Origin of the sequence: Flavobacterium crassostreae, assembly GCF_001831475.1 — a bacterium.
Lineage (GTDB): Bacteria > Bacteroidota > Bacteroidia > Flavobacteriales > Flavobacteriaceae > Flavobacterium > Flavobacterium crassostreae.
On the sequence record NZ_CP017688.1, the window covers coordinates 1,221,355 to 1,244,203 of the forward strand.

The window sequence follows — 22,849 nt, forward strand, 5'->3', positions numbered from 1 at the left end:
AAAAAAGCCCCATTCTTTTTTAATAAAGAAAATAAAAATATAAAAATGAAAAAAATTGTAATTACTGGAGGAGCTGGGTTTATTGGATCTCATGTAGTGAGACGTTTTGTTACGAAATACCCGGACTATCAAATAGTTAATTTAGATGCATTAACCTATGCCGGAAATTTAGAAAACATTACCGATATAGAAAACGCTCCAAATTACACTTTTATAAAAGGAGATATAGTAGACGCTGCGTTTGTAGACCAATTGTTTGCAACCCATCAATTTGATGGGGTGGTGCATCTAGCGGCAGAATCTCACGTAGACCGTTCCATTACGGATCCCTTGGCTTTTGTCAAAACCAATGTAATAGGAACCATGAATTTGTTAAATGCAGCCAAAACCATTTGGAAAGACAACATGGAAGGAAAACGCTTTTATCATATCAGTACCGATGAGGTGTACGGAAGCTTAGGTGCCGAAGGCTTATTTACCGAAACCACGGCTTATGATCCCAACTCACCCTATTCTGCCTCCAAGGCAAGCTCCGATCATTTTGTAAGAGCTTATGGCGAAACCTATGGCTTGCCTTATGTTTTAACCAATTGTTCTAACAACTACGGTCCATACCATTTTCCTGAAAAATTAATCCCGTTGTTTATCAATAACATTATCCATAATAAACCCTTACCAGTTTATGGGGATGGCAAATATACCCGAGATTGGTTATTTGTTGAAGATCATGCTGTGGCTATTGATCTGGTTTTTCACCAAGGCACAAACCACGATACCTACAACATTGGTGGTTTTAATGAGTGGCAAAACATAGACTTAGTACGGTTATTGTGTAAAATAATGGACGAAAAATTAGGACGCAAAGCGGGTACATCCGAACAATTGATTGCGTATGTAAAAGACCGTCCTGGACATGATTTGCGTTACGCAATTGATGCTACCAAAATCAATAAAGAATTAGGTTGGAAACCTTCGGTTACCTTTGAGCAAGGATTAGAATTAACTGTAAATTGGTATTTAGAAAACCCAACATGGTTAAATAATATTACCTCTGGGGAGTATGCAACTTACTACGAAAAACAATATAATTAAGACTCTATAACCACAAGATTATGAAAGGAATTATATTAGCAGGAGGATCCGGAACACGTTTGCACCCACTAACATTAGCGATGAGCAAACAAATGATGCCGGTTTATGACAAACCCATGATATACTACCCATTGTCTACTTTGATGATGGCCGGAATCCATGAGATTTTAATTATTTCCACACCGCACGACTTACCCCATTTTAAAAAACTATTAGGAGACGGTTCTGCCATTGGATGTCAGTTTAGTTATGCAGAGCAAGCCGTACCTAACGGTTTAGCACAAGCCTTTGTAATTGGCGAAGAATTTATTGGAAAAGATGCCGTAGCGCTTGTTTTAGGAGACAATATTTTTTTTGGGTCTAATATGCAAGAGCTATTGCGCTCCAATACAAAACCAGAAGGAGGCGTAGTATTTGCATACCATGTTTCGGATCCGGAGCGTTATGGTGTAGTGGCATTTGATGCAGATTTAAAAGCACTCTCTATTGAAGAAAAACCCGCAGTTCCAAAATCAAATTTTGCAGTGCCGGGATTGTATTTTTATGATAATTCAGTAGTAGAAATTGCCAAAAATATTAAGCCTAGTGCCCGTGGAGAATATGAAATTACAGACGTAAACAAGGTTTATCTTGAAAAAGGAGCACTAAAAGTAGGTATTTTAAGCAGAGGTACGGCTTGGCTAGATACAGGAACTTTTAACAGCTTGATGCAAGCAGGACAGTTTGTACAGGTTATTGAAGAACGACAAGGTTTAAAAATAGGATGTATAGAAGAGATCGCTTGGAGACAAGGATTTATCACCAGCCAACAGTTACGAAAACTAGCAGAACCTTTGCAAAAATCGGGATACGGAGAGTACCTGCTAGGATTGTTAAAGAACGAGATATAAAGGCAGTGATTTTTTTGTAGTTGGTCTAAAAACAAGCGTATTTGTTAAAAAAACTGGCATCAAAGTATCGTATTTAATAATACAATTTTAAAAAAAACACACATGGAAAGTGATATAAAAAAATATTTCAAAAAACAGATCAAAGACAAAGTATTTGATAAATTTTTGAGATTAAATTTTAACAATTTAAGCTATCTCCCTCGATGGCTTATTGTTTTAATTGATACCTTAGTTTTAGTCTTTGCATTTATATTTACGTTTTTGATTTTTAAAGGAACGGAGCTTGAATATATTTTGACCAGCCATAGCGTGCTTTTTGTATGTAGCTTTTTTATTGTAAATATATTTTTCTTTTGGGTTTTTAGAACCTATTCTGGCATTATAAGACACTCTTCGTATGTAGATGCCGTTAAGATTGTTTTTTCGCAATCTTCGGTATTTTTAATATTTATAGCGATCAATTTTTTATTTGATGTGGCCTATGAGGACAAAATTGTTTTAAACACAGGGCTTTTTATCAATACGGTACTGTCTTTTTGTGGGCTGTTTTTGTACCGAGTGATTGTAAAACAATCTTTTGAATTGTATGTTTCTGAAAATTCTACCAATAACCTCATCCGAACGGTTATTTATGGAACAGATGCCAACGCAATATCTGTAGCCAATGCCTTAAAATTTGAAACCCCTTCGCGTTTTAAAATTGTAGGATTTGTAGATAAAAACAACCAAAATGCCTCCAAACGCATGCTGGATTTGCCTATTTTGATCCAAAAGAAAAAACTGCCAACTTTAATGCGTACCGTTGGGGCTGTAGCGGTAATTATGGCAGACAAAAGCTTGTCAAAAGAGGCGCAATTGATATTGGTAGACCAATGTTTAGAGCATAATTTTAAAGTATTTAATGTACCGGTGATCTCTAATTGGGAAAACCAAAAAGAAATTTCTCAAAAGGTAAAAGGAATTCAAATAGAAGATTTACTAGACCGAAATCCGATTGTTTTAGACAGTAAACTAATATCCAAACAACTAAAGGATAAAACCATTTTAATCACAGGGGCAGCAGGCTCCATAGGTAGCGAAATTGTAAGGCAGGTACTGCATTTTAATCCTAAAAAAGTAATTATTTTAGACCAAGCCGAAACTCCTTTGCATAATTTGAGTTTGGAGGTAGCTGCAATTGTATCCAAATCCAAGATAATCACAGTGATTAGCGATGTTAGAAATAAAGAAGCCTTGCATCCGGTTTTTAGTATGTATAAGCCTCAGGTAGTTTTTCATGCGGCAGCATACAAACACGTGCCTTTAATGGAAGAAAACCCATCTCAGGCGATCCAGACCAACGTAGAAGGAACTAAAAATCTAGCGGATCTGTCCTGTGCCTTTGGGGTCAAAAAATTTGTAATGGTCTCTACCGATAAAGCTGTAAACCCTAGTAATGTTATGGGTGCTAGTAAAAGAATAGCCGAAAAATACGTTCAGTCTTTACAATTAAAAAGCAAACAATCTGGAGTAGAGAATGCCACCAAATTTATTACGACCCGCTTTGGTAACGTTCTAGGATCTAACGGTTCTGTGGTGCCTTTGTTTACGAAACAAATTGCTAATGGAGGGCCAATTACCATAACGCATCCGGATATTATCCGTTATTTTATGACCATACCCGAAGCATGCCAGTTAGTATTAGAGGCAGGAGCAATGGGCAATGGTGGCGAAATTTATATATTTGACATGGGGAAACCAGTAAAAATAATAGATCTAGCCAAAAAAATGATAAAGTTAGCAGGCTTTATTCCCGAAAAAGAAATTGAAATTAAAATAGTAGGATTAAGACCTGGAGAAAAATTATACGAAGAACTACTCAACGATACCTCCAAGACCATCCCTACTTACCACAGCAAAATCATGATTGCCGAAGAAATATTGAATGAATACGAGAGCTTACATATTGAGATCGAAAAATTGATACGTATTGCTAAGCTATTTGATAATAGTGCTATTGTTGGACAGATGAAAAAAATTGTACCAGAGTTCAAGAGCATGAATTCTACTTTTCAAAAATTAGACGCCTAGCCCCAAAGGGCAAGTATACAAAAGCACAAAGTTTTCTTTGTGTTTTTTTGTTTACAAATGCGTTGAACCTCTTTTTATAAATTACACTTGCACGCCCCCGAATAAAACACGTGCCATTATTTGATAAATCCGATGCAAACTCCAAAAAACACGACTACTTGGTTGTTTGAAATAACACCCAAGAACAATTTTTTTAGACTGAATTTCAAAGAGATCTGGCAATATCGGGATTTACTAACCTTATTTGTCCAAAGAGATCTTGTTACGGTCTACAAACAAACTATTTTAGGGCCACTTTGGTATTTAATACAGCCTTTACTTACCTCCATAACGGTTACCATTATTTTTAATACTCTAGCAGGAATAACTACAGCTACCGTACCTCCATTTTTGTTTAATTTGGCAGGGATCGTTGTTTGGAATTATTTTACTTCCTGTCTTAACGATACCGCAGATACCTTTAAAAAAAATGCCTCCGTATTTGGCAAAGTATATTTCCCGAGGATTATTGTTCCGTTATCCATCGTGTTGTCTAATTTGTTAAAGTTTGGAATACAATTTTTTATCTTCCTGCTTTTCTATATTTATTATTATAATCAAGGAGCTCCCATTGGCTGGAATTACTGGATTTTTGCCTTTCCGGTTATGGTTGTTTTGATGGGTATTCTTGGACTAGGCATGGGCATGCTTATTTCGTCTTTGGTTACTAAATACAGAGACCTCTCGCATTTGATTGGTTTTGGAGTGCAATTATTGATGTACATTTCGGCGGTAGTGTATCCTATGGCATTAGTGCAACAAAAAATGCCAGATTATGCGTGGTTGGTACAGTACAATCCGTTGGCATATGTTATTGAAAGTTCGCGGTACATGCTATTAAACACAGGACAAATTTCGATAGCAGGATTAGGATACACTCTTGTAGTCACCGTGGTGTTATTTTTGTTTGGGGTATTGGTTTTTAATACTACCGAAAAAAACTTTATTGACACGGTATAAACTATAGTACGCAATGTCCGGGCTAAACGGGCAATTTCCCCTCTTTTTTGGGGTTGATCTCCAGATAATTCTGGGAATATGGATCGCATTATAATCCATAAAAAAAAAGCAAAAGTACCATAGCCTAGAAACAAGGCACAATCAGACTACAGTTACGCCGCTTTTGTTAAAATATAAAAAAAGAGTAGTCAATCCAGAACATTACTCCACAGCTAGCATTATTATGAAGGACGTTATATTAAGAGCCCAAGACCTATCCAAACAATACCGCCTAGGACAAGTAGGTACCGGCACACTTAGCCATGACCTAAACCGTTGGTGGCACCGCTTGCTAGGCAAAGAAGATCCATATCTAAAAATTGGCGACACCAATGACCGCTCTACTAAGGCAGAAAGTGATTATGTATGGGCGTTGCAAGGGGTTAACTTTGAGGTTGCACGCGGAGAGGTTTTAGGAATCATAGGCAAAAATGGTGCTGGCAAATCCACGTTATTAAAAATACTATCTCGTGTTACTACTCCCACTACCGGTAGGATACAATTTGGAGGTCGGGTAGCTTCGTTACTAGAAGTAGGTACTGGCTTTAATGCCGAAATGACTGGTAGAGAAAATATATATCTTAACGGTGCCATTTTAGGAATGACCAAAAAAGAAATAACCTCTAAGTTAGAAGAAATTATTGCTTTTTCGGGCTGTGAGCGCTATATAGATACGCCCGTAAAAAGATACAGTTCCGGAATGACCGTACGACTCGCTTTTGCAGTAGCGGCATTTTTAGAGCCCGAAATTTTGATTATTGATGAGGTTTTGGCCGTAGGAGACGCTGAATTTCAAAAAAAAGCCATTGGCAAAATGCAAGACATCTCCCAACAAGGCGGCAGGACAGTTTTGTTTGTAAGCCACAATATGGCAGCCGTAAAAAGCTTGTGTACTAGAGCTATTGTGATGGAACATGGCAAAATAACCTTTGATGGAAATGTTGCACAAGCGGTTTCTGAATACTATCTTTCGGATTATAAAAATTTAGAAAACCAAACCTATGGGGTTTATGATTTGAAAAAGCATAAAGACAAAAAAAATAATTTTGGCATCCATCAGGCAATGCTTTTTTGCAATGATCAATTAAGCGATGTGATGTATACGGGGGCAAAGTTTACCCTAAAATTAGATTTTGAAACCAATAGAGACTTTTTTGAGGCAGAAATTGGGATCGTTATCAAAGATTCGGATCAAATAGCATACATAGGTCTGAATAATAAGCACTTGGGTAAAAGCATTGTGGTTAAAGAAGGCTTGGGAAAAGCAGAAATAAGCATAGATAATTTTCCGCTATTTGGCAATGGAGATTACTGGGTTAATCTGTATTTTGGGGATGCAGGGCCTAATTACGAATGTTTAGAAAATGCCCTAAAGTTTAAAATAATTGCAGAAGATGTTTTTGGATCTGGAAGAAAACTAGATCCAGCCTGGAATACAATATATACTAAAGACATAACCATACAAACGATATGATTTATTGGTTTAATTTTTTAATAGTATGGCTAGTTAGATTAGAAAGCAAGGTTCTAAAAACCTCTTTGCTTAGGTCTAAACTATTTTTGAGCAAAAGAATTTTAGAAAAGAATTTTAAACAAAATACTCCTTTTTCTTTTATTCAAGTTGGGGCAAATGATGGGATTAGTTTTGATTTTTTGTATGATTTTGTAATTACAAGAAATTCTACAGGAATTGTAATAGAGCCCGTAAAGGATTATTTTAAAGAATTAGAGAATAATTACAGCCAATTTCCGGGTATACTTACGATAAATAAAGCGGTACACCCTGAAAAAAAGCAAATTGAGCTTTATAAAATAAAACAAGAGTCTTTAAGTAACTATCCAGATTGGGTAAAAGGAATTGCCTCTTTGGATATACACCACCATCAAAAACTTCAAATTAACAGCCAAGATATAATCCTTGAAAAGGTAGCAGCAGACAATTTGATGGATATTATTCGGGCCAATTACAACCAGAAAATAGATTATTTACAGATTGACACAGAGGGTTTTGATTATGAAGTGCTAAAGATGCTTGATTTTGGCATAAGTAAACCTGCAATTATTAAATATGAATTTGTAAACCTAAAACCAGAAGACCAACTCAAAACCACCAATTTATTACAAAGTCAAGGCTATTATTTGTTTTCCGAATTGGGAGATACTATAGCACTGGATTTAAATAAAATAAAACTCTAAAGATGATTCCTAAAGTGCTCCATTATTGTTGGTTTGGCGGTGGCGAAAAGTCTCCATTAATTAAAGACTGCCTGGAATCCTGGAAATTACATTTGCCAGAATACCAAATAATAGAATGGAACGAAACCAACTCAGACCTAAGGCTACCCTTTGTAAAAAAAGCCTACCGACAACAAAAATGGGCATTTGTAGCAGACTACATCCGATTAAAAGTATTGTACGAACAGGGAGGTATTTATCTGGATACGGACATGCTGCTGTTGCAGCCATTGGATAGTCTTTTATGCAATACCACTTTTTTGGGTGCAGAATGTAAAACGTTTATCAATTGCAGCATAATAGGAACCACTCCACACAGTAATTTTATCCAAAAATGCATGTCGGAATATGGTTCTATAAAAATAACTAAAAAAACAGATTGGGGCACCATCACCATTCCAAGAATTGTAACTCGGGTTTTTAAGCAAATGTATGGTTTGGATGTTCCATTGGATACAATAAGTACCACTGAGCAGATCACCATATATCCGGCGGCCTATTTCTATCCGCTACAATACCAAGACAAAACAGATGCAGCAAATTATAAACAATACCTTCGGCCGGAGAGTTTTGCAGTACATTTATGGAGTAGTTCTTGGATCGATTCTGAAGCACTTGTACCAGCTCCACCAAAAAGAAGTTTTAAAGACCTCTTTAGAATAATTAAAACTATTTTTGTCCAAAAAAATGAAAGCGTTTAAGCTGTAAAAGTAGTATTTACAACGTATTAGTTAGTATAAATGACACCAAAAATTTCCGTAATCGTCCCTTGTTATAAGCAAGCCCAATTTTTAGATGCGGCCTTACAATCGGTATTGGTGCAAACCTATACCAATTGGGAATGCATTATTATAAACGACGGCAGTCCTGATGACACTGAAAAAATAGCTCGTAATTGGACAACCAAAGACGCTAGATTTAAATACGGCTACCAACCAAATGGAGGCTTAAGCAGTGCTAGGAATGCAGGTTTAAAAATGGCAACAGGACACTTTATACAATTTTTAGACGCAGATGATTATTTAGCGCCCCAAAAATTAGAGGCCTCAATAAACCGTATAAACTTAGACCATGGAACCAACACGGTAATCACTAATTTTAGAATGTTTGATACCAACCCGGCACAATCTTCGGAGCCTTATTGCAAGTTATCCCAACAGCTGTTCACTTTAGATAAAATACTATACCACTGGGAAAGTTCGTTTACCATACCCATACATTGCGGATTATTTGCGGCATCTTTTTTTGAAAAATTTAGATTTCCGGAGGAGTTACGAGCAAAAGAAGATTGGGTTATGTGGATTTGTTTGTACAAAACAAATTGCAAAACAGGTTTTATAGACCAACCATTGGCCCTTTACAGAAAAAACCCAAACAGCATCACACAATCCAAAGACATGCTGCCGGATGTAATAAAAGCCTACCAATACCTTAAAACACCTTTGTCCGAATCCCAATACCAGGGGTTGACCATAAGCATGCTTTCTAGATACTACACCTCTGCAGTATACTTTAAAACCAAGCGCAATGAAATCAAAGCATCCAATACCTATATTGTAGGCAATTTAATTAAGAGAGGACTATCTAAACTTGGCATTTTAAAACCATTTAAAAAGGTATTGGAATGGATTTATACTAAAAAATAAAGATGCTGGCAATAGTAATTCCGTATTATAAAATTCGTTTTTTTGAAGCAACCTTACAATCGTTGGCTTTACAAACAGACAAAAGATTCAAAGTCTATATTGGGAACGATGCTAGTTCAGAATGTCCTTGTGATTTGTTAGAAAAGTTTAAAAGAAAAATAGATTTTGAGTACCAGCATTTTGAGAACAATATAGGTTCTTATTCGTTAACCCAACAATGGGAACGTTGCTTGGCCATGGTTGCCCACGAAAAATGGGTAATGCTACTGGGGGATGATGATACTATTGGAGCTAATTGTGTAGCTCTTTTTTATCAAAACATAGAGACAATCCAAAAGAAGAATATAAACATACTAAGGTATGCAACCCAAGTGATAGACAGACATAATGTAGCCTTGTCAGCCATATATACCCATCCGGAGTTCGAACAATCTACAGCCTTTTTGATGCGCAAATTTAAAGGCGGAACGCGTTCTTCTTTGAGCGAATTTGTTTTTAATAAAAAAGTATTATTAGAACTAAAATTTAAGAACCTTCCCTTGGCTTGGTATTCGGATATTTTAGCAGTGCTCGAAGTTTCTAACTTTGGTTTAATCTTTACCATTAATGAAGCCGTAGTCTGTTTTAGGCTAAGTGGAGAAAATATTACTTCAAGAACCGATAATTTGTTACTAAAAAACGAAGCTAGTTTTGCCTTTTATTATTACTTATTAGATAAAAAAGAATCCTTTTTTGATAAAGACCAAATCCAAGTATTGCAAAACAAGCTCGAAAAAACCCTTTTGGATAACAAAAAAAACTTGCGCTTTTGGAGCCTTTTAACCCAGCTATATTACAAAAAAAACTACGTTAAAAAGTATTTTACATTTCTGGGTAAAGCCGGAGTTAGTATAAAAAATAAAATCATAACCTAATACAATGAAGATTCTGATTATACTTCAAGATGCACGAGTCTCAGGTACTAGTGAAGGAATCGTTACTCGTTCCTTTCTTGCAAAATTAAGGCAATTGTATCCCAAGGCCATCGTGGAGGTACATTATTTTATGTCTTATTTACATTCTTACGACAGCGATTTTTTGAAAGTAGACCACATAACAATACATCGGGTTAAAACAAAGCCTTCCTTGGGTTTAAAAATTCTAAATGCTATTTATAGAAGGATCTTTATAAAATCATTATATAAAACCTTTGTCATCAATCAATACAAAAAACCAATAACAAAGATCCACCCAGAGGAGTATGATTTGGTTTTTGTTAGAAGTTCCGGGCTAGACTACGAAACCATTTTAGCACTCAAAGGGACCCGGCTACTTGCCAAGGCAATTATTAATTTTCACGATCCGTATCCTTTAATTTTTGACGCCAGTGGATCTAAACCTCTAACAAAAAAGGATCTAATAGATTGGAAACAAATGTACAAGATTGTCCAAAAAGCATACAAATGCATGACGCCTTCTGCATTGCTTTCCAAAGATTTGCAACTAATTTATGGTAGTCAAAAAAAGTTTTATACCCTACCGCATCAATACGATCCATCCGTTTTTAACCTAACCAACACAACCCAAGTCCGTAAAAAACAAAAACCGATCTCCATTTCATATCATGGCGGACTGCAGTTTGGGCGCAATGTAGATATTGTATTGGATGCGTATGTAAATTTGTTAAAAACATACCCACAAATACTGGTACAATCCGAATTTGTCCTTCGTTTAAAAAGCGCTGAGAATACTAGAATAAAACAAAAATATAAAGCCTTTGAGAATATCCATATTTTGGACACCTTAGATTTTTCAAATTCGGCAAACGAACAAATGGCACAAGCAGATATTTTAATTATTTTAGAAAGCACCTCAGATTACAGCAATATTTTGCTAGGCAAAACACCATTTATAGCCTCGCTCTCTAAACCTGTTTTGGCTTTATTGCCAAGGGATTGTGAGTTGCGTTCCATTATCAAAGACAACAGATACCTTGCCAGAAGTACCAATCAAAAAGATATTGAATCAAAGTTAAAAGCATTGATAGAAAATACATTATACAATAAAGAAAAAACCAATGTATTTGGCGATTATTTTGGAGAGCAGCATTTCCAAAAAAAAATAAAAGACATGCTCTCGATAAATTAGTTCAACCAACCAGAAGTAGGGTCTTCCGTTCCAAATGATCCAGAATATTTCATGGTGCTGTGGTTGGGGTTATAAGAGAGGGGTTTCAATACAACCAATCGCAAATGTATTGGTACCTTTAAGAAATACGGAGATTTTGAATGTTTATACGTTTTTAGCATAAATTTGCATCTATAACTAATTATGAAAAATATTGTAATTCTACCCGCACGTGGAGGTTCCAAACGGTTGCCTAATAAAAACAGCATGCTCTTAGAAGGGATTCCGCTTTTGGTTCATTCCATTGCCTACGCAAAAAATAATCGAGATATAATTGATGAAATATACGTCAGTACAGATGATGCAGAGATAAAAAAAATAGCTTTGGATCATGGTGTGCAAGTGATTGATCGCCCAGAGCATATTTCCGGAGATCTAGAACCTACCATAACGGCTTTGCAGCACGTATTGGAGTCCATTGAAAATAATGTAACCAATGTAATTGTGTTGCAACCCACAAATCCATTGCGTCCCGAAAACTTGCTGAAAGAAGCATTTGCAAAATTTATAAACAACCGCTCGAGTAGTTTATTCACCGTTAGCCGCAATCATCACAAGTTAGGCACTATTGTTCAGGACTGTTTTGTTCCAATTAATTATAAATCCGGACAGCGAACTCAAGATTTGAATCCTCTTTATTTTGAAAATGGGCTGCTTTATATTTGTGACGCGAAACAAATTAAGAAGGGTATAATTATGGACAAAAATAGCTTTCCGTATCTAGTAAACCATGTTTTTGCAAATGTGGATATAGATACCCAAGATGATTTTGAATACGCTGCTTATTTGTTAAACAAAAAAACAACATTATGAGAATAAAAAGAATAGCAGTTGCAAATTATAAAAAATTTTGTGGTCTTGAAGGCAGTCAATACATAGCTAGTGAATTTGCATTAGAAACCATTTTAGTACTCATAGAGAAATTTTCCTTACACACCATTCTTGAATTGGGATTAGGGATTGGATCTATTTCGGATACGGTATTGCAGTATTTTGACCCCAAAAAAACAAATATTGCTTATTTTGGCACAGAAAACAATGTGTTTTGTTTAAAGGCTTTGCAAACCAATGTAATTGCGTTTAATAAACTACACTTATACTCTGAGTTAAATCAGATTAAGAACCATACGTTTGACTTTATTATTATAGACGGCTATGACGATTGCTTAAATAAGATAAAGAATTATTGCTCCAAGAATGCCATAATATTCATTGAAGGAGACAGAAAATTGCAAAAAGAAATAATTTTAAATATTTTTCCTAAATGCAAATATGTCCATGTCATCACTCTAAATAAAAGCAAACCATATGCTCATGGAGAAAACAGTATTCATAATTATGTAGGAGGAGGGCAGTTAATATTTACAAATCCGACCGCTAAAATGAATTTATTTTGGATGCAACAAAAAATAAAGACTTTTGTTAAAAATAAAATAAGAAAATACAAAAGCAAATGAACCCATATATAGAAATAGCAGGCCGAAAAATAGGGCCAGATTATGCTCCTTTGGTCCTTGCCGAAATAGGAATTAATCACGAAGGCTCTTTGGCTGTAGCCAAAAAAATGGTCGATGCAGCCCATAGAGCAGGCGTTGAGGTAATAAAACACCAAACCCACATTGTAGAAGACGAAATGAGTGCTGCCGCCAAAAAAGTAATTCCAGGCAATGCCGATGTTTCTATTTATGACATCATGGAGCGCTGTTCTTTAAATGAAACCGATGAATTAAGCCTAAAAGAATATGTAGAAAGTAAAGGGATGCTTTTTATCTCCACACCCTTTTCTAGAGCAGCAGCAAATAGACTACAAAAATTTAAGGTTCCTGCCTACAAAATAGGTTCTGGCGAGTGCAACAATTATCCCTTGCTAGAACATATTGCCACTTTTGGCAAGCCCGTTATCTTGAGTACCGGAATGAACACCATAGAAAGCGTAGCCAAAGCAGTAGCTATTTTTGACAAACATAAGGTGCCAGTAGCCCTATTGCATACCACCAATTTGTATCCTACACCGATTCACTTGGTGCGATTGGGAGCCATGATGCAACTGCACCACGCTTTTCCGGACAAAGTATTTGGTTTGTCTGACCATACCCTAAATAACAATGCTTGTTTAGGTGCAGTGGCCTTAGGCGCAAGTATTCTGGAACGTCATTTTACAGACAGCATGCAACGCAGCGGTCCCGATATTGTATGCAGTATGGACGAGCAAACAACCCAAGATTTAATACAAAATACCAATGAAATCTGGCAAATGCGTGGCGGAACCAAACAACCCGCACCAGAAGAACAAGTAACCATAGATTTTGCTTTTGCAACCGTATGCAGTATTCAAGCAATTAAAAAAGGAGAACCGCTTACAAAAGATAATATTTGGGTAAAAAGACCAGGTACCGGAGAGATTCTGGCAGAACGATTTGAAGAATTGTTAGGCAAAATTGCTCTTAGAGATATAAGCATTGATGAACAGTTGCAGCTCGAAGATATAGAATAAAAGGTGTAGATTCGGTTCTTACGAACCATTTTTATTGAAAAATAACGAATGAAAAAAATACTATTTTTAACCGGCACACGTGCTGATTTTGGCAAAATAAAATCCTTGGTTTCTGTTCTGGATTTGCATCCCGATTATGAGGTATTTGTATTTGTTACCGGAATGCATTTGCAACAAGAATATGGCTATACCTTATTAGAAATTGAACGATGCAATTTTAAAAACATACATACCTTTAAAAACCATACCCATGAAGCCACCATGGATCTAACATTAGCAAAAACCATTGAAGGCCTGTCTGGCTATTGCAAAAAAACAAAGCCAGATTTGATAGTGGTACATGGCGATCGAGTAGAGACCCTAGCAGGAGCAATAGTAGGCTCGTTGAACAATATTTTAGTGGCACATATTGAAGGTGGCGAGTTGTCTGGAACCGTCGATGAATTAATCCGGCACAGTGTGACTAAACTCAGTCACATACATTTTGTTTCTAATACGGCAGCAGCCAAACGCTTGCTGCAAATGGGCGAAATAAGCAGCTCTATCTTTACCATTGGTTCTCCGGATATAGACATTATGTTTTCAGATACATTGCCCAGCCTAGAAGTAGCCCAAAAATACTACCAAATTCCTTTTAAAAAATTTGCCATTGCGATGTTTCACCCCGTAACCACTGAGGCAAGTGAGATGCAGCACTACACCGAAAATTTTGTTACTAGTTTATTGGCAGACAACCATAATTACGTTATCATTTACCCCAACAATGATTTAGGCAGCAAACACATTATACAAGAATACAAAAGAGTACAAAACAATCCTCGGTTCCGAATCTTTCCATCTCTTAGATTTGAGTATTTTTTGAGCTTACTCAAAAACGCACAATTCATTATAGGCAATAGCAGCGCCGGCATTAGAGAAGCACCTTATTATGGGGTTCCTATTATAAACATAGGTACCAGACAACAAAACCGTGCCATTCATGCAGCTATTCTAAATGTAGATTATACCTTTGCGAGTATCCACAATGCATTAAAAGCTATAGACAGCCACCAAACCACAACTGTAAATCCGGATTTTGGCAAAGGGAACAGTAGCGCACTCTTTTTAGAATCCATAAAAAAAGACGCTTTTTGGAAAATTAACCATCAAAAACAATTTAGAGAAAATTAATGTCTGACCAAAAAATAATTATTTTACTACCGGACGGAATCGGTTTGCGCAATTTTGTATTTACAGATTTTTCAGCTATAGGTACCAATAAAGGGCTAGAGGTGGTTTACTGGAACGGAACCCCCTTTGATTTGGCGGCAATGGGCTACCGCGAAATCAAAATCGAAAATGCCAAACCACACCCTTTAACCACCCTTTATAAAAATGCACGCCAACAAATTGAGCTGGATTTAAACTGCCAAAAAACAAATGACAAAACCTACAATACGTATCGTTTTGAGCAAAACAACAAGGGGTTTAAAAACAAACTAAAAAAAATACTTTTAAACACAATTATACAACAGCATTCGTCAGAAAAAGGGCTAGTAAAAGTTAGAAATAAAATCCACCAAAAAGAAAAACAAACGGCTTTTTATAACACGTGTTTAAATACCTTAAAAAAAGAAAAACCAGACATAGTTTTTTGTACCAACCAAAGGCATACGGTTTCTATTGCGCCCATATTAGCGGCACAATCGTTGGGGATCCCTACCGTGGCATTTATTTTTTCGTGGGATAATTTACCAAAGGCCACCCTGGTTCTAGAAACCGATTACTATTGTGTCTGGAGTGCCCACATGAAAAAAGAACTTCAGTTCTATTATCCCTATATTAAAGAAGAACAAATTTTTATTACTGGATCGCCACAATTTGAACCACATTTTGATGCCAATAGAAAATTATCTAGAGAAGTCTTTTTTAAAAACAATGCTTTAGATTTAGATAAAAAATATGTGTGTTATTCTGGAGATGATATAACCACCTGCCCCGATGATCCGCAATACCTAGCAGATGTAGCTGCCGCAGTAAAAAAATTAAATCAAAAAGGGTATAACCTAGGAATAATTTTTAGAAGATGCCCTGTAGATTTTTCAACAAGGTATGCTGCCGTGCTGGAACACTACAAAGATATTATTGTTCCATTAGCGCCCTTATGGCAAAACAAAGGTACCCATTGGGGAGGTGTGTTGCCTACAAAAGAGGATATGGATTTACAAATTAATACCGTTGCTCATTCTGAAATGGTACTAAATTTAGGCTCTTCTATGGTTTTTGATTTTGCAACCAACAACAAACCCTGTGGGTATATTAATTATGAGGTAAGAAATAAAGTACAAAAAGACTGGTTTGTGGCACACATCTACCAATACATTCATTTTAGATCCATGCCAAGTAAAGAAGCTGTTTTTTGGTTGCACAGTGCAGCCGAGATAGAAATTAAAATCCAACAAATTTTAGATCAACAGCCCACAGCAATCACGGACCAAGCACAACAATGGTTTGAAACAATCAACCAGCATCCCGCTAAGGATGCTTCCAAAAGAATCTGGCAGGCCATCACCGAAATTTGCAACAAATAAAAATGCTAAAAGAAACCATTTTATCCGATTATAAAAGACATGGCATTGGTCATCTTAGCTTTAAGATCCTACTAAAAACCTTTGTACTGATGCCAAATCCGGGCTTGAAATTTATGACCATTTTTCGGTTAACCCAATATTATAGAATACATAACAGAATCTTGTTTTATGGCTTTTTTGTATGGTTACAAAGACTAAAAGTAAAATACGGTTTGGATATTTCGTACAGAACCAAAATAGGAAACGGTTTTTATATCGGGCATTTTGGAGGTGTCGTAATCCATGGAGATACCATTATTGGCAACCACTGTAATATTTCACAAGGAGTAACCCTTGGAGTCAGTAATTATGGCCAAAACAAAGGAGTTCCAACCCTAGGGGATCGTGTTTTTGTAGGTCCGGGCGCTTGTATTTTTGGCAATATTACCATCGGTAACCACACTACCATCGGTGCCAATGCCGTGGTTACCAAAACCATTCCGAGCCACGTGACAGTAAGCTCTTCGGAGATACAAATTTTAGACAAAGATCTTTCGGCATTTTATATTCATAACACCAAAGTATAACTAAAAGCATTATTTTTGCACCTCCAATTTAGCACCACAATATGTTTTTTAACTCCCTAACCTTTGCGGTTTTTTTGCCCATTGTTTTTGTATTGTACTGGTTTGTTTTTAATAAAACCAAAAGCAGTCAAAACCTTCTATTAATACTAGCTAGTTATTATTTCTACTCCTGTTGGGATTGGCGGTTTCTGTTTTTATTGGTTTTTTCGACCTTTTTGGATTATTATACCGGAATTCAAATAGAAAAAAACCACAACAAAAAAATCAGAAAATTCTGGTTCTGGTTGAGTATTGCAATTAACTTAGGGTTACTGGGGCTTTTTAAATACTACAATTTTTTTGCCAGCTCTTTTGCCACACTCTTAGATGATTTCGGACTCAAAACCAGTCCGTTTTTGCTGGATGTAGTTTTGCCAGTCGGGATTTCATTCTACACTTTTCATGGTCTATCCTACGTGATTGATATTTATTATAAACGAATAAAAGCCGAATACAACTTTGTGGATTATTCCCTATTTGTGAGTTATTTTCCGCTATTGGTTGCTGGTCCTATTGAGAGAGCCACGCATTTGTTGCCACAAGTCAAACTAAAAAGAACATTTGACTATACAAAAGCCAAGCAAGGGGCGTACCAATTTATCTGGGGATTAGTTAAAAAAGTAGTCGTAGCAGATACTTGCGCAACCTATGCCAACGCTATTTTTGACAATTACAGCTCCATGAACTCTTGGTCTTTGGTATTGGGAGCGGTCTATTTTTCGTTTCAGATTTACGGTGATTTTTCAGGCTACTCAGATATGGCCTTAGGGATGTCCAAGTTATTTGGAATGGATTTACTACGCAACTTTAACTACCCATACTTCTCCAGAGATATTGCCGAGTTTTGGCGTCGTTGGCACATTTCTCTTTCTTCTTGGTTTCGGGATTATTTGTATATTCCGCTTGGCGGTAGCAAAGGCTCCAAAATCAGACAAGTACGCAATGTGTTTATTATTTTTGTAGTTAGTGGTTTTTGGCATGGCGCCAACTGGACCTATCTGGCTTGGGGATGTATCAATGCCTTGTATTTTTTGCCGCTTTTATTGCTCAATAAAAACAGATCTAATATAGAAATGGTAGCGTTGCAATGGGATGTCGCTTCCGCAAAAGAGATGCTGCACATGGTGTACACTTTTGCATTAGCGTGTTTGGCTTGGATCTTTTTTAGAGCAAAATCCATTACAGACGCTGTTTTGTATCTCAAAAGAATGTTTACCCAGGCCAGTTTTAGTTCGCAATATTTATCCAACGAAAGGTACAATTATGAATTGTTAGGAATACTCCTGCTTTTTGTGGTGGTAGAATGGAACAACCGCTTTAAAGAAGAACCACTCTCGGGCAAAAACAGTTGGCTAAAAGTAGCCTTGGCAATTGCCGCTATTATTGCCTTAGGAACCTATTCGGATTATAAAGAATTTATCTACTTTCAGTTCTAAAACAAAATAGTACCAATGGATATGAAAAAGTTTTTACTTTTTATTTTAAAAATGAGCCTCGTTCTTGTGGTGATGGCAATAGCCTTAGATTTTGGTTTTACCACCATTTATAAACATTCTAAAAACAGAGGAAAAATCGATTATGTTTTCAATTCAACTGCTCGCAACTATGATGTGGTCATTTTAGGTTCGTCCAGAGCCAATAACCATTTTGTGTCAGAATTGTTTGAAAAACAAGGCCTAAAAACATTCAATTACGGCATGAGTGGTGGTCATTTGTTTGAAGCCTCTTTGCTGCTAAAATTAATGATCGAACGAAAATACGAAATCAAAAACGTAATCCTAGAGGCAGATTTGAATCTATCCAATACCCATCAGGCCGAAGGGATATCAGCTAAATACTTACCCTATCTGCATAGTTCTAAAATAGTGCGAAAGCATTTTGAAAATGAAAAAGATTTTAACGAACTCTACTACATTCCGTTTTACAGGTATTTGAAATATGAAACTAAAATCGGGTTTCGAGAAACCTTTTTTACAGCCATTCAAAAAAAATCAAGACTGTTAGAAAACGGAGGCTACTACTCCTTAGGGAAAACCAAAGGGAATATGAAAAACAATATTGTGAACCTAAACCCGCTGCCACACAATACCTATTACCAAGAAATAAAAGGGTTATGCAAGGCCCATAACATTCGTTTTATTGCCATCATGACACCAATGTGTGAGAATGTAACGGGCATGAATTATTTTGACAAAGTACATAAAGCCTATCCAGAGATTCACAATTATGAAAATGCGGTGGTAGAGAACCGCTATTTTTCTTCTTGTGGACACCTCAATGATGTTGGGGCAAGGCTTTTTAGCAGCATTATACTAAATGATTTTTTTAAAAACCAAAAATGAAAATAGCCTTTCTTACTCCAGAATACCCACACGCTCTCACGGGCAATTCCGGCGGCATAGGTACTAGCATCAAGAACCTAGCTACAGGGCTTGTAGCGGCTGGATGCCAAGTGCGTATTTTGGTGCACGGCCAAGCACAAGATGCGGTTTTTGAGGAGGATGGTATCGTGGTTCAGCGCATTAAAAACATCAAGATTAAAGGAGTTTCTTGGTTTTTTACCCAAAAAAAAATTCAAAAAATCATTAATCAATTGCACCAAAACAACCAAATTGATCTAGTAGAAGCGCCAGATTGGACTGGTATGACCTCTTTTATACGTCCCAAAAAATGCCCAATAGCGATTCGGTTGAATGGCACCGATACCTATTTCTGTAATTTAGACCAACGCAAGGTAAAATGGAAAAATAAATTTCATGAAAAACGGGCCTTACAAAAGGCAAATGCACTGCTCTCTGTGAGCGAGTTTACCGCCCATAAAACCAATGCTGTTTTTGGTCTTCATAAAAAGTTTACCATTATACCTAACTCCATTGATGTAGCTGCTTTTGATCCAAACCAAAATAGCACTGTTGTGCCCAATTCGGTTTTGTATTTTGGGAGCCTTATCCGAAAAAAAGGATTGCTAGAACTGCCTTTAATTTTTAATAAATTAGTCCAAATCAACCCAGAGGCACAATTGATTTTGGTAGGTAAAGATGTGCCCGATATTATTTCGGGTTCCAATTCCACCTGGAAAATGGTGCAACAGCTCTTTACGCCAGAAGCATTGTTGCGTGTCCATTATTTGGGAGCGGTACCGCATTGTGAAATTCAAACCCACATAAATGCCGCAACAGTTTGTGTTTTTCCGTCTTTTGCCGAGGCGTTGCCAGTCTCGTGGATAGAAGCCATGGCGTTGCAAAAACCCATTGTAGCTTCGGATATTGGTTGGGCTACAGAGGTTATTGAAGATGGCATAAACGGGTTTTTGGTGCACCCAAAAGCACATTCGCGTTACGCCACTAAGATAAATATGCTGCTTGAAAACGTCGCTTTGCAGCAAAAAATAGCTTTGGCCGCCAGAGAAAAAGCAATAACAAAATTTGGTATTGCCGTTGTGGCAAAGCAAAGCATGGCTTTTTATAAAACCCTAATTCCATAAAATTTGCTTTTTATATACCATACAGATACCGCTATTTCGAGGGTCGAAAACGCATTAGGAGAACAAGTTGATTTTGATACTACGGCTACTGTCTCAAGCGGGTTACAACAAATAGCCCGTAAAAATCCGCAAGCTACTTTGGTATGGTGTCGGGTTGCTTATGCGCCTTATTTAAATATTGCGGCTTTACCAACCGTATTTCACCACCCTAAATTACTGCTCTCTTTTGACCCAAATAGTTCCTCTTTTTTGGGAGATTGTATTGGTTATGTAGACGAATCGTTGTTTGTGAATGTAAATAAAAAAGTACGGTTCCCTACTTGGCAAATGAGTAGTGCTGTAGGGATGGTTCATGCTTCGGTGTTACTAAAGCTAAGCGAGATTGCTTGTCAGCAGGATTTGGACTATTATTTAAATTCGGTAGCAAAGGTAGCCATGCCCAAAGGCTTGCTGTGCTATTCAGAGCCTAAATTACTTTTGGACCAGAACCATAGCAAAGACCTAAAAAAGTCCCTGTTTGTTTTGTTTCGATTTGTACAACAACATTACAAAACCCGTTGGGTATTTTTGCTGTTTCTGAATTTGTTGTGGTACGAAAACAAACTACCTTTTTTACCTTTTTTTCTTTCGTTTTTTTATAAAAAGAGAACAAGAACTAAGATAGATTTAGAGGATATAAATGGTGTTTCAAACAAAAATGAGGTTCAGCAGAAAACCATCGATGTTATTATTCCTACCATTGGCAGAAAAAAATATTTACACCAGGTTTTAAAGGATTTAGCAAAGCAAACAATAGTGCCACAAAAAGTGGTGGTTGTAGAGCAAAACCCGATGGATACTAGTGTTTCGGAATTAGATTATTTGACAACAGAAAGCTGGCCATTTAAAATAAAACATATTTTTACGCACCAAGCAGGAGCTTGTAATGCCAGAAATCTAGCCTTGCAAGAGGTAGAAAGCGAATGGGTTTTTATGGCCGATGATGACATTGTTTTTGAGGCTGATTTTTTGGAGAATAGTTTTCTTGCGATAGAAAAGTATGGGGTGAGTGCTGTTTCGGCTAATTGTTTAAGAGAAAACGAAAAAAACAGTTTCAATACCGTAGTGCAATGGCAAAGTTTTGGTGCGGGTTGCAGTATTGTTAGAAGTCACGTTCTAAAAAAAAGTGCATTCCGGATGGGGTATGAGTTTGGTTATGGTGAGGATACGGACTTTGGGATGCAAATTAGAAACCAAGGGACGGATGTATTGTATTTGCCAGAACCTAGGATTTTGCATCTAAAAGCACCGGTAGGCGGCTTTAGAACCAAACCCATACTAGCCTGGCAGAAGGATCAAATCCAGCCCAAACCGTCTCCTACGGTAATGCTATTTCAAATAAACCACAAAACAAAACAGCAAAATCTTGGCTATAAGACCATTTTGTTTTTTAAATATTACCAACACCAATCCATTAAAAATCCCTATACTTACTTTTTGGTTTTTAAAAAACAATGGAACAAAAGTCTTTATTGGGCTGCTAAATTAAACCGTTTATAAAATGAAATTTGCCTTAATTATATGTACCTATATGCGTCCAGAACCTTTGCTGAGGTTGCTAGAGTCGGTACAGAAGCAAACGCTATATCCAGACAGAATTTTAATAATAGATGGCTCTACCGATGTTGCAACGGAGGCAATTTTGCAGCAGCATACCTTTAATAATTTAGACTATTTTAAGGTCACTGCACAAGATCGTGGCCTAACCAAACAACGGAATTATGGTATAGCACGCGTAGCAAATGGCATAGATGTGGTTTGTTTTCTAGACGATGATACCGTGCTCGAAGAGGATTATTTGGAGCAAATACGAAGCACCTATCAGCAATATCCAGATGCTGTAGGCGTAGGTGGGTATATTAGTAATGAAATCAAAAGTGAATTTGTAGGCTATGATTATCAGCCTTCCAGGGATGAATATTATTTTGACGGTTGGAAACAAAAAGAAGGAAGCCGTTTTGTGATGCGTAAAAAACTGGGTCTCGATAGTGATTGTCCACCTGGATATTCGTCTATGTATTCTCACGGGCGCAGTGTGGGCTTTTTACCTCCGAGTGGCAAAGTGTACCCCGTCGAAATGTTGATGGGAGGCGTTTCTTCTTTTCAGAAAACCGTTTTCAATACTCAGGTTTTTTCTACTTATTTTGAAGGATATGGATTGTATGAAGATGCCGATTTTACGCTAAGAGTCTCTAAAATGGGGCAACTGTATTTGAATACTGCTGCTAAATTAAAACATTATCATGATGCAGCTGGTAGGCCAAATCCATATCATTATGGCAAAATGGTGGTACGCAATGGTTGGTATGTATGGCGTACCAAAAATCCCAAACCAACAATCCAACACCAATTAAAGTGGCACGCCATCACGATTTTATTGACTCTCATTCGGTTTACAAATGTACTCACAAGCAGTTCCAAAAAAGAAGCCCTTACGGAAGCTCTTGGCAGAACCGTAGGTTGGTGGAGTTTGTTGTTAAATAAACCAAGAAGGAACTGATTTTGCGTTTATTAAAAAAA

21 protein-coding genes are annotated in these 22,849 nt (G+C 36.8%); all 21 read left to right on the forward strand.

Annotation, left to right across the window (positions count from 1 at the left end):
* Window positions 1–45 precede the first annotated feature (45 nt).
* Window positions 46–1,092, forward strand: coding sequence for a dTDP-glucose 4,6-dehydratase (gene rfbB / locus LB076_RS05490; protein ID WP_066333986.1), 1,047 nt, complete (start codon window positions 46–48; stop codon window positions 1,090–1,092).
* Window positions 1,093–1,112: 20 nt separating this feature from the next.
* Complete coding sequence (rfbA, locus tag LB076_RS05495) at window positions 1,113–1,982, forward strand: glucose-1-phosphate thymidylyltransferase RfbA (RefSeq protein ID WP_066333983.1); 870 nt, start codon at window positions 1,113–1,115, stop codon at window positions 1,980–1,982.
* Between the two features lie 102 nt (window positions 1,983–2,084).
* Complete coding sequence (locus tag LB076_RS05500) at window positions 2,085–4,052, forward strand: polysaccharide biosynthesis protein (RefSeq protein ID WP_078055267.1); 1,968 nt, start codon at window positions 2,085–2,087, stop codon at window positions 4,050–4,052.
* Window positions 4,053–4,184: 132 nt separating this feature from the next.
* On the forward strand, window positions 4,185–5,051 hold the full coding sequence (locus tag LB076_RS05505; protein ID WP_066333980.1) for an ABC transporter permease: 867 nt from the start codon (window positions 4,185–4,187) through the stop codon (window positions 5,049–5,051).
* 223 nt (window positions 5,052–5,274) lie between these two features.
* Window positions 5,275–6,564 carry an ABC transporter ATP-binding protein gene (locus LB076_RS05510; RefSeq protein ID WP_066333973.1) on the forward strand — a complete coding sequence of 430 codons (1,290 nt, stop codon included), beginning with the start codon at window positions 5,275–5,277 and terminating at the stop codon, window positions 6,562–6,564.
* 86 nt (window positions 6,565–6,650) lie between these two features.
* Window positions 6,651–7,286, forward strand: coding sequence for an FkbM family methyltransferase (locus LB076_RS05515; protein ID WP_157776668.1), 636 nt, complete (start codon window positions 6,651–6,653; stop codon window positions 7,284–7,286).
* Between the two features lie 2 nt (window positions 7,287–7,288).
* Window positions 7,289–8,026 carry a glycosyltransferase gene (locus tag LB076_RS05520; protein WP_066333970.1) on the forward strand — a complete coding sequence of 246 codons (738 nt, stop codon included), beginning with the start codon at window positions 7,289–7,291 and terminating at the stop codon, window positions 8,024–8,026.
* A 39-nt stretch (window positions 8,027–8,065) separates the two neighbouring features.
* On the forward strand, window positions 8,066–8,971 hold the full coding sequence (locus LB076_RS05525; RefSeq protein ID WP_066333961.1) for a glycosyltransferase family 2 protein: 906 nt from the start codon (window positions 8,066–8,068) through the stop codon (window positions 8,969–8,971).
* Between the two features lie 2 nt (window positions 8,972–8,973).
* Entirely contained in the window at window positions 8,974–9,885 is a 912-nt protein-coding gene (locus tag LB076_RS05530) for a glycosyltransferase family A protein (protein ID WP_066333956.1), read from the forward strand.
* Window positions 9,886–9,889: 4 nt separating this feature from the next.
* A complete protein-coding gene (locus tag LB076_RS05535) occupies window positions 9,890–11,098 on the forward strand; it encodes a glycosyltransferase family protein (RefSeq protein ID WP_070786676.1) in 1,209 nt (402 codons plus the stop codon).
* Between the two features lie 183 nt (window positions 11,099–11,281).
* On the forward strand, window positions 11,282–11,950 hold the full coding sequence (locus tag LB076_RS05540) for an acylneuraminate cytidylyltransferase family protein (protein WP_066333952.1): 669 nt from the start codon (window positions 11,282–11,284) through the stop codon (window positions 11,948–11,950).
* Window positions 11,947–12,594, forward strand: a complete 648-nt coding sequence (locus tag LB076_RS05545; RefSeq protein ID WP_066333950.1) for a hypothetical protein — start codon at window positions 11,947–11,949, stop codon at window positions 12,592–12,594. Before LB076_RS05540 ends, LB076_RS05545 begins: the two co-directional genes overlap by 4 nt.
* The gene (locus LB076_RS05550) at window positions 12,591–13,631 is read left to right on the forward strand and encodes an N-acetylneuraminate synthase family protein (protein WP_066333941.1); all 1,041 of its coding nucleotides are present in this window, start codon (window positions 12,591–12,593) and stop codon (window positions 13,629–13,631) included. The genes LB076_RS05545 and LB076_RS05550 overlap by 4 nt, the downstream gene beginning before the upstream one ends.
* A gap of 48 nt (window positions 13,632–13,679) precedes the next feature.
* Window positions 13,680–14,801 carry a UDP-N-acetylglucosamine 2-epimerase gene (gene neuC / locus LB076_RS05555; protein WP_066333938.1) on the forward strand — a complete coding sequence of 374 codons (1,122 nt, stop codon included), beginning with the start codon at window positions 13,680–13,682 and terminating at the stop codon, window positions 14,799–14,801.
* Window positions 14,801–16,201: a glycosyltransferase family 28 protein gene (locus LB076_RS05560; protein ID WP_066333935.1), complete on the forward strand. Its 1,401-nt coding sequence runs from the start codon at window positions 14,801–14,803 to the stop codon at window positions 16,199–16,201. Before neuC ends, LB076_RS05560 begins: the two co-directional genes overlap by 1 nt.
* A gap of 2 nt (window positions 16,202–16,203) precedes the next feature.
* Window positions 16,204–16,767: a serine O-acetyltransferase gene (locus LB076_RS05565; protein WP_066333932.1), complete on the forward strand. Its 564-nt coding sequence runs from the start codon at window positions 16,204–16,206 to the stop codon at window positions 16,765–16,767.
* A gap of 41 nt (window positions 16,768–16,808) precedes the next feature.
* The gene (locus LB076_RS05570) at window positions 16,809–18,242 is read left to right on the forward strand and encodes an MBOAT family O-acyltransferase (protein ID WP_066333930.1); all 1,434 of its coding nucleotides are present in this window, start codon (window positions 16,809–16,811) and stop codon (window positions 18,240–18,242) included.
* 21 nt (window positions 18,243–18,263) lie between these two features.
* Complete coding sequence (locus LB076_RS05575) at window positions 18,264–19,148, forward strand: hypothetical protein (protein ID WP_066334241.1); 885 nt, start codon at window positions 18,264–18,266, stop codon at window positions 19,146–19,148.
* Complete coding sequence (locus LB076_RS05580) at window positions 19,145–20,290, forward strand: glycosyltransferase family 4 protein (protein WP_066333927.1); 1,146 nt, start codon at window positions 19,145–19,147, stop codon at window positions 20,288–20,290. Before LB076_RS05575 ends, LB076_RS05580 begins: the two co-directional genes overlap by 4 nt.
* Window positions 20,291–20,293: 3 nt before the next feature.
* Window positions 20,294–21,829, forward strand: coding sequence for a glycosyltransferase family 2 protein (locus LB076_RS05585; RefSeq protein ID WP_066333924.1), 1,536 nt, complete (start codon window positions 20,294–20,296; stop codon window positions 21,827–21,829).
* Window position 21,830: 1 nt separating this feature from the next.
* Window positions 21,831–22,829 (forward strand): glycosyltransferase family 2 protein, encoded by a 999-nt coding sequence (locus LB076_RS05590; protein ID WP_066333922.1) that lies wholly within the window; start codon window positions 21,831–21,833, stop codon window positions 22,827–22,829.
* The last annotated feature ends 20 nt before the right edge of the window (window positions 22,830–22,849 follow it).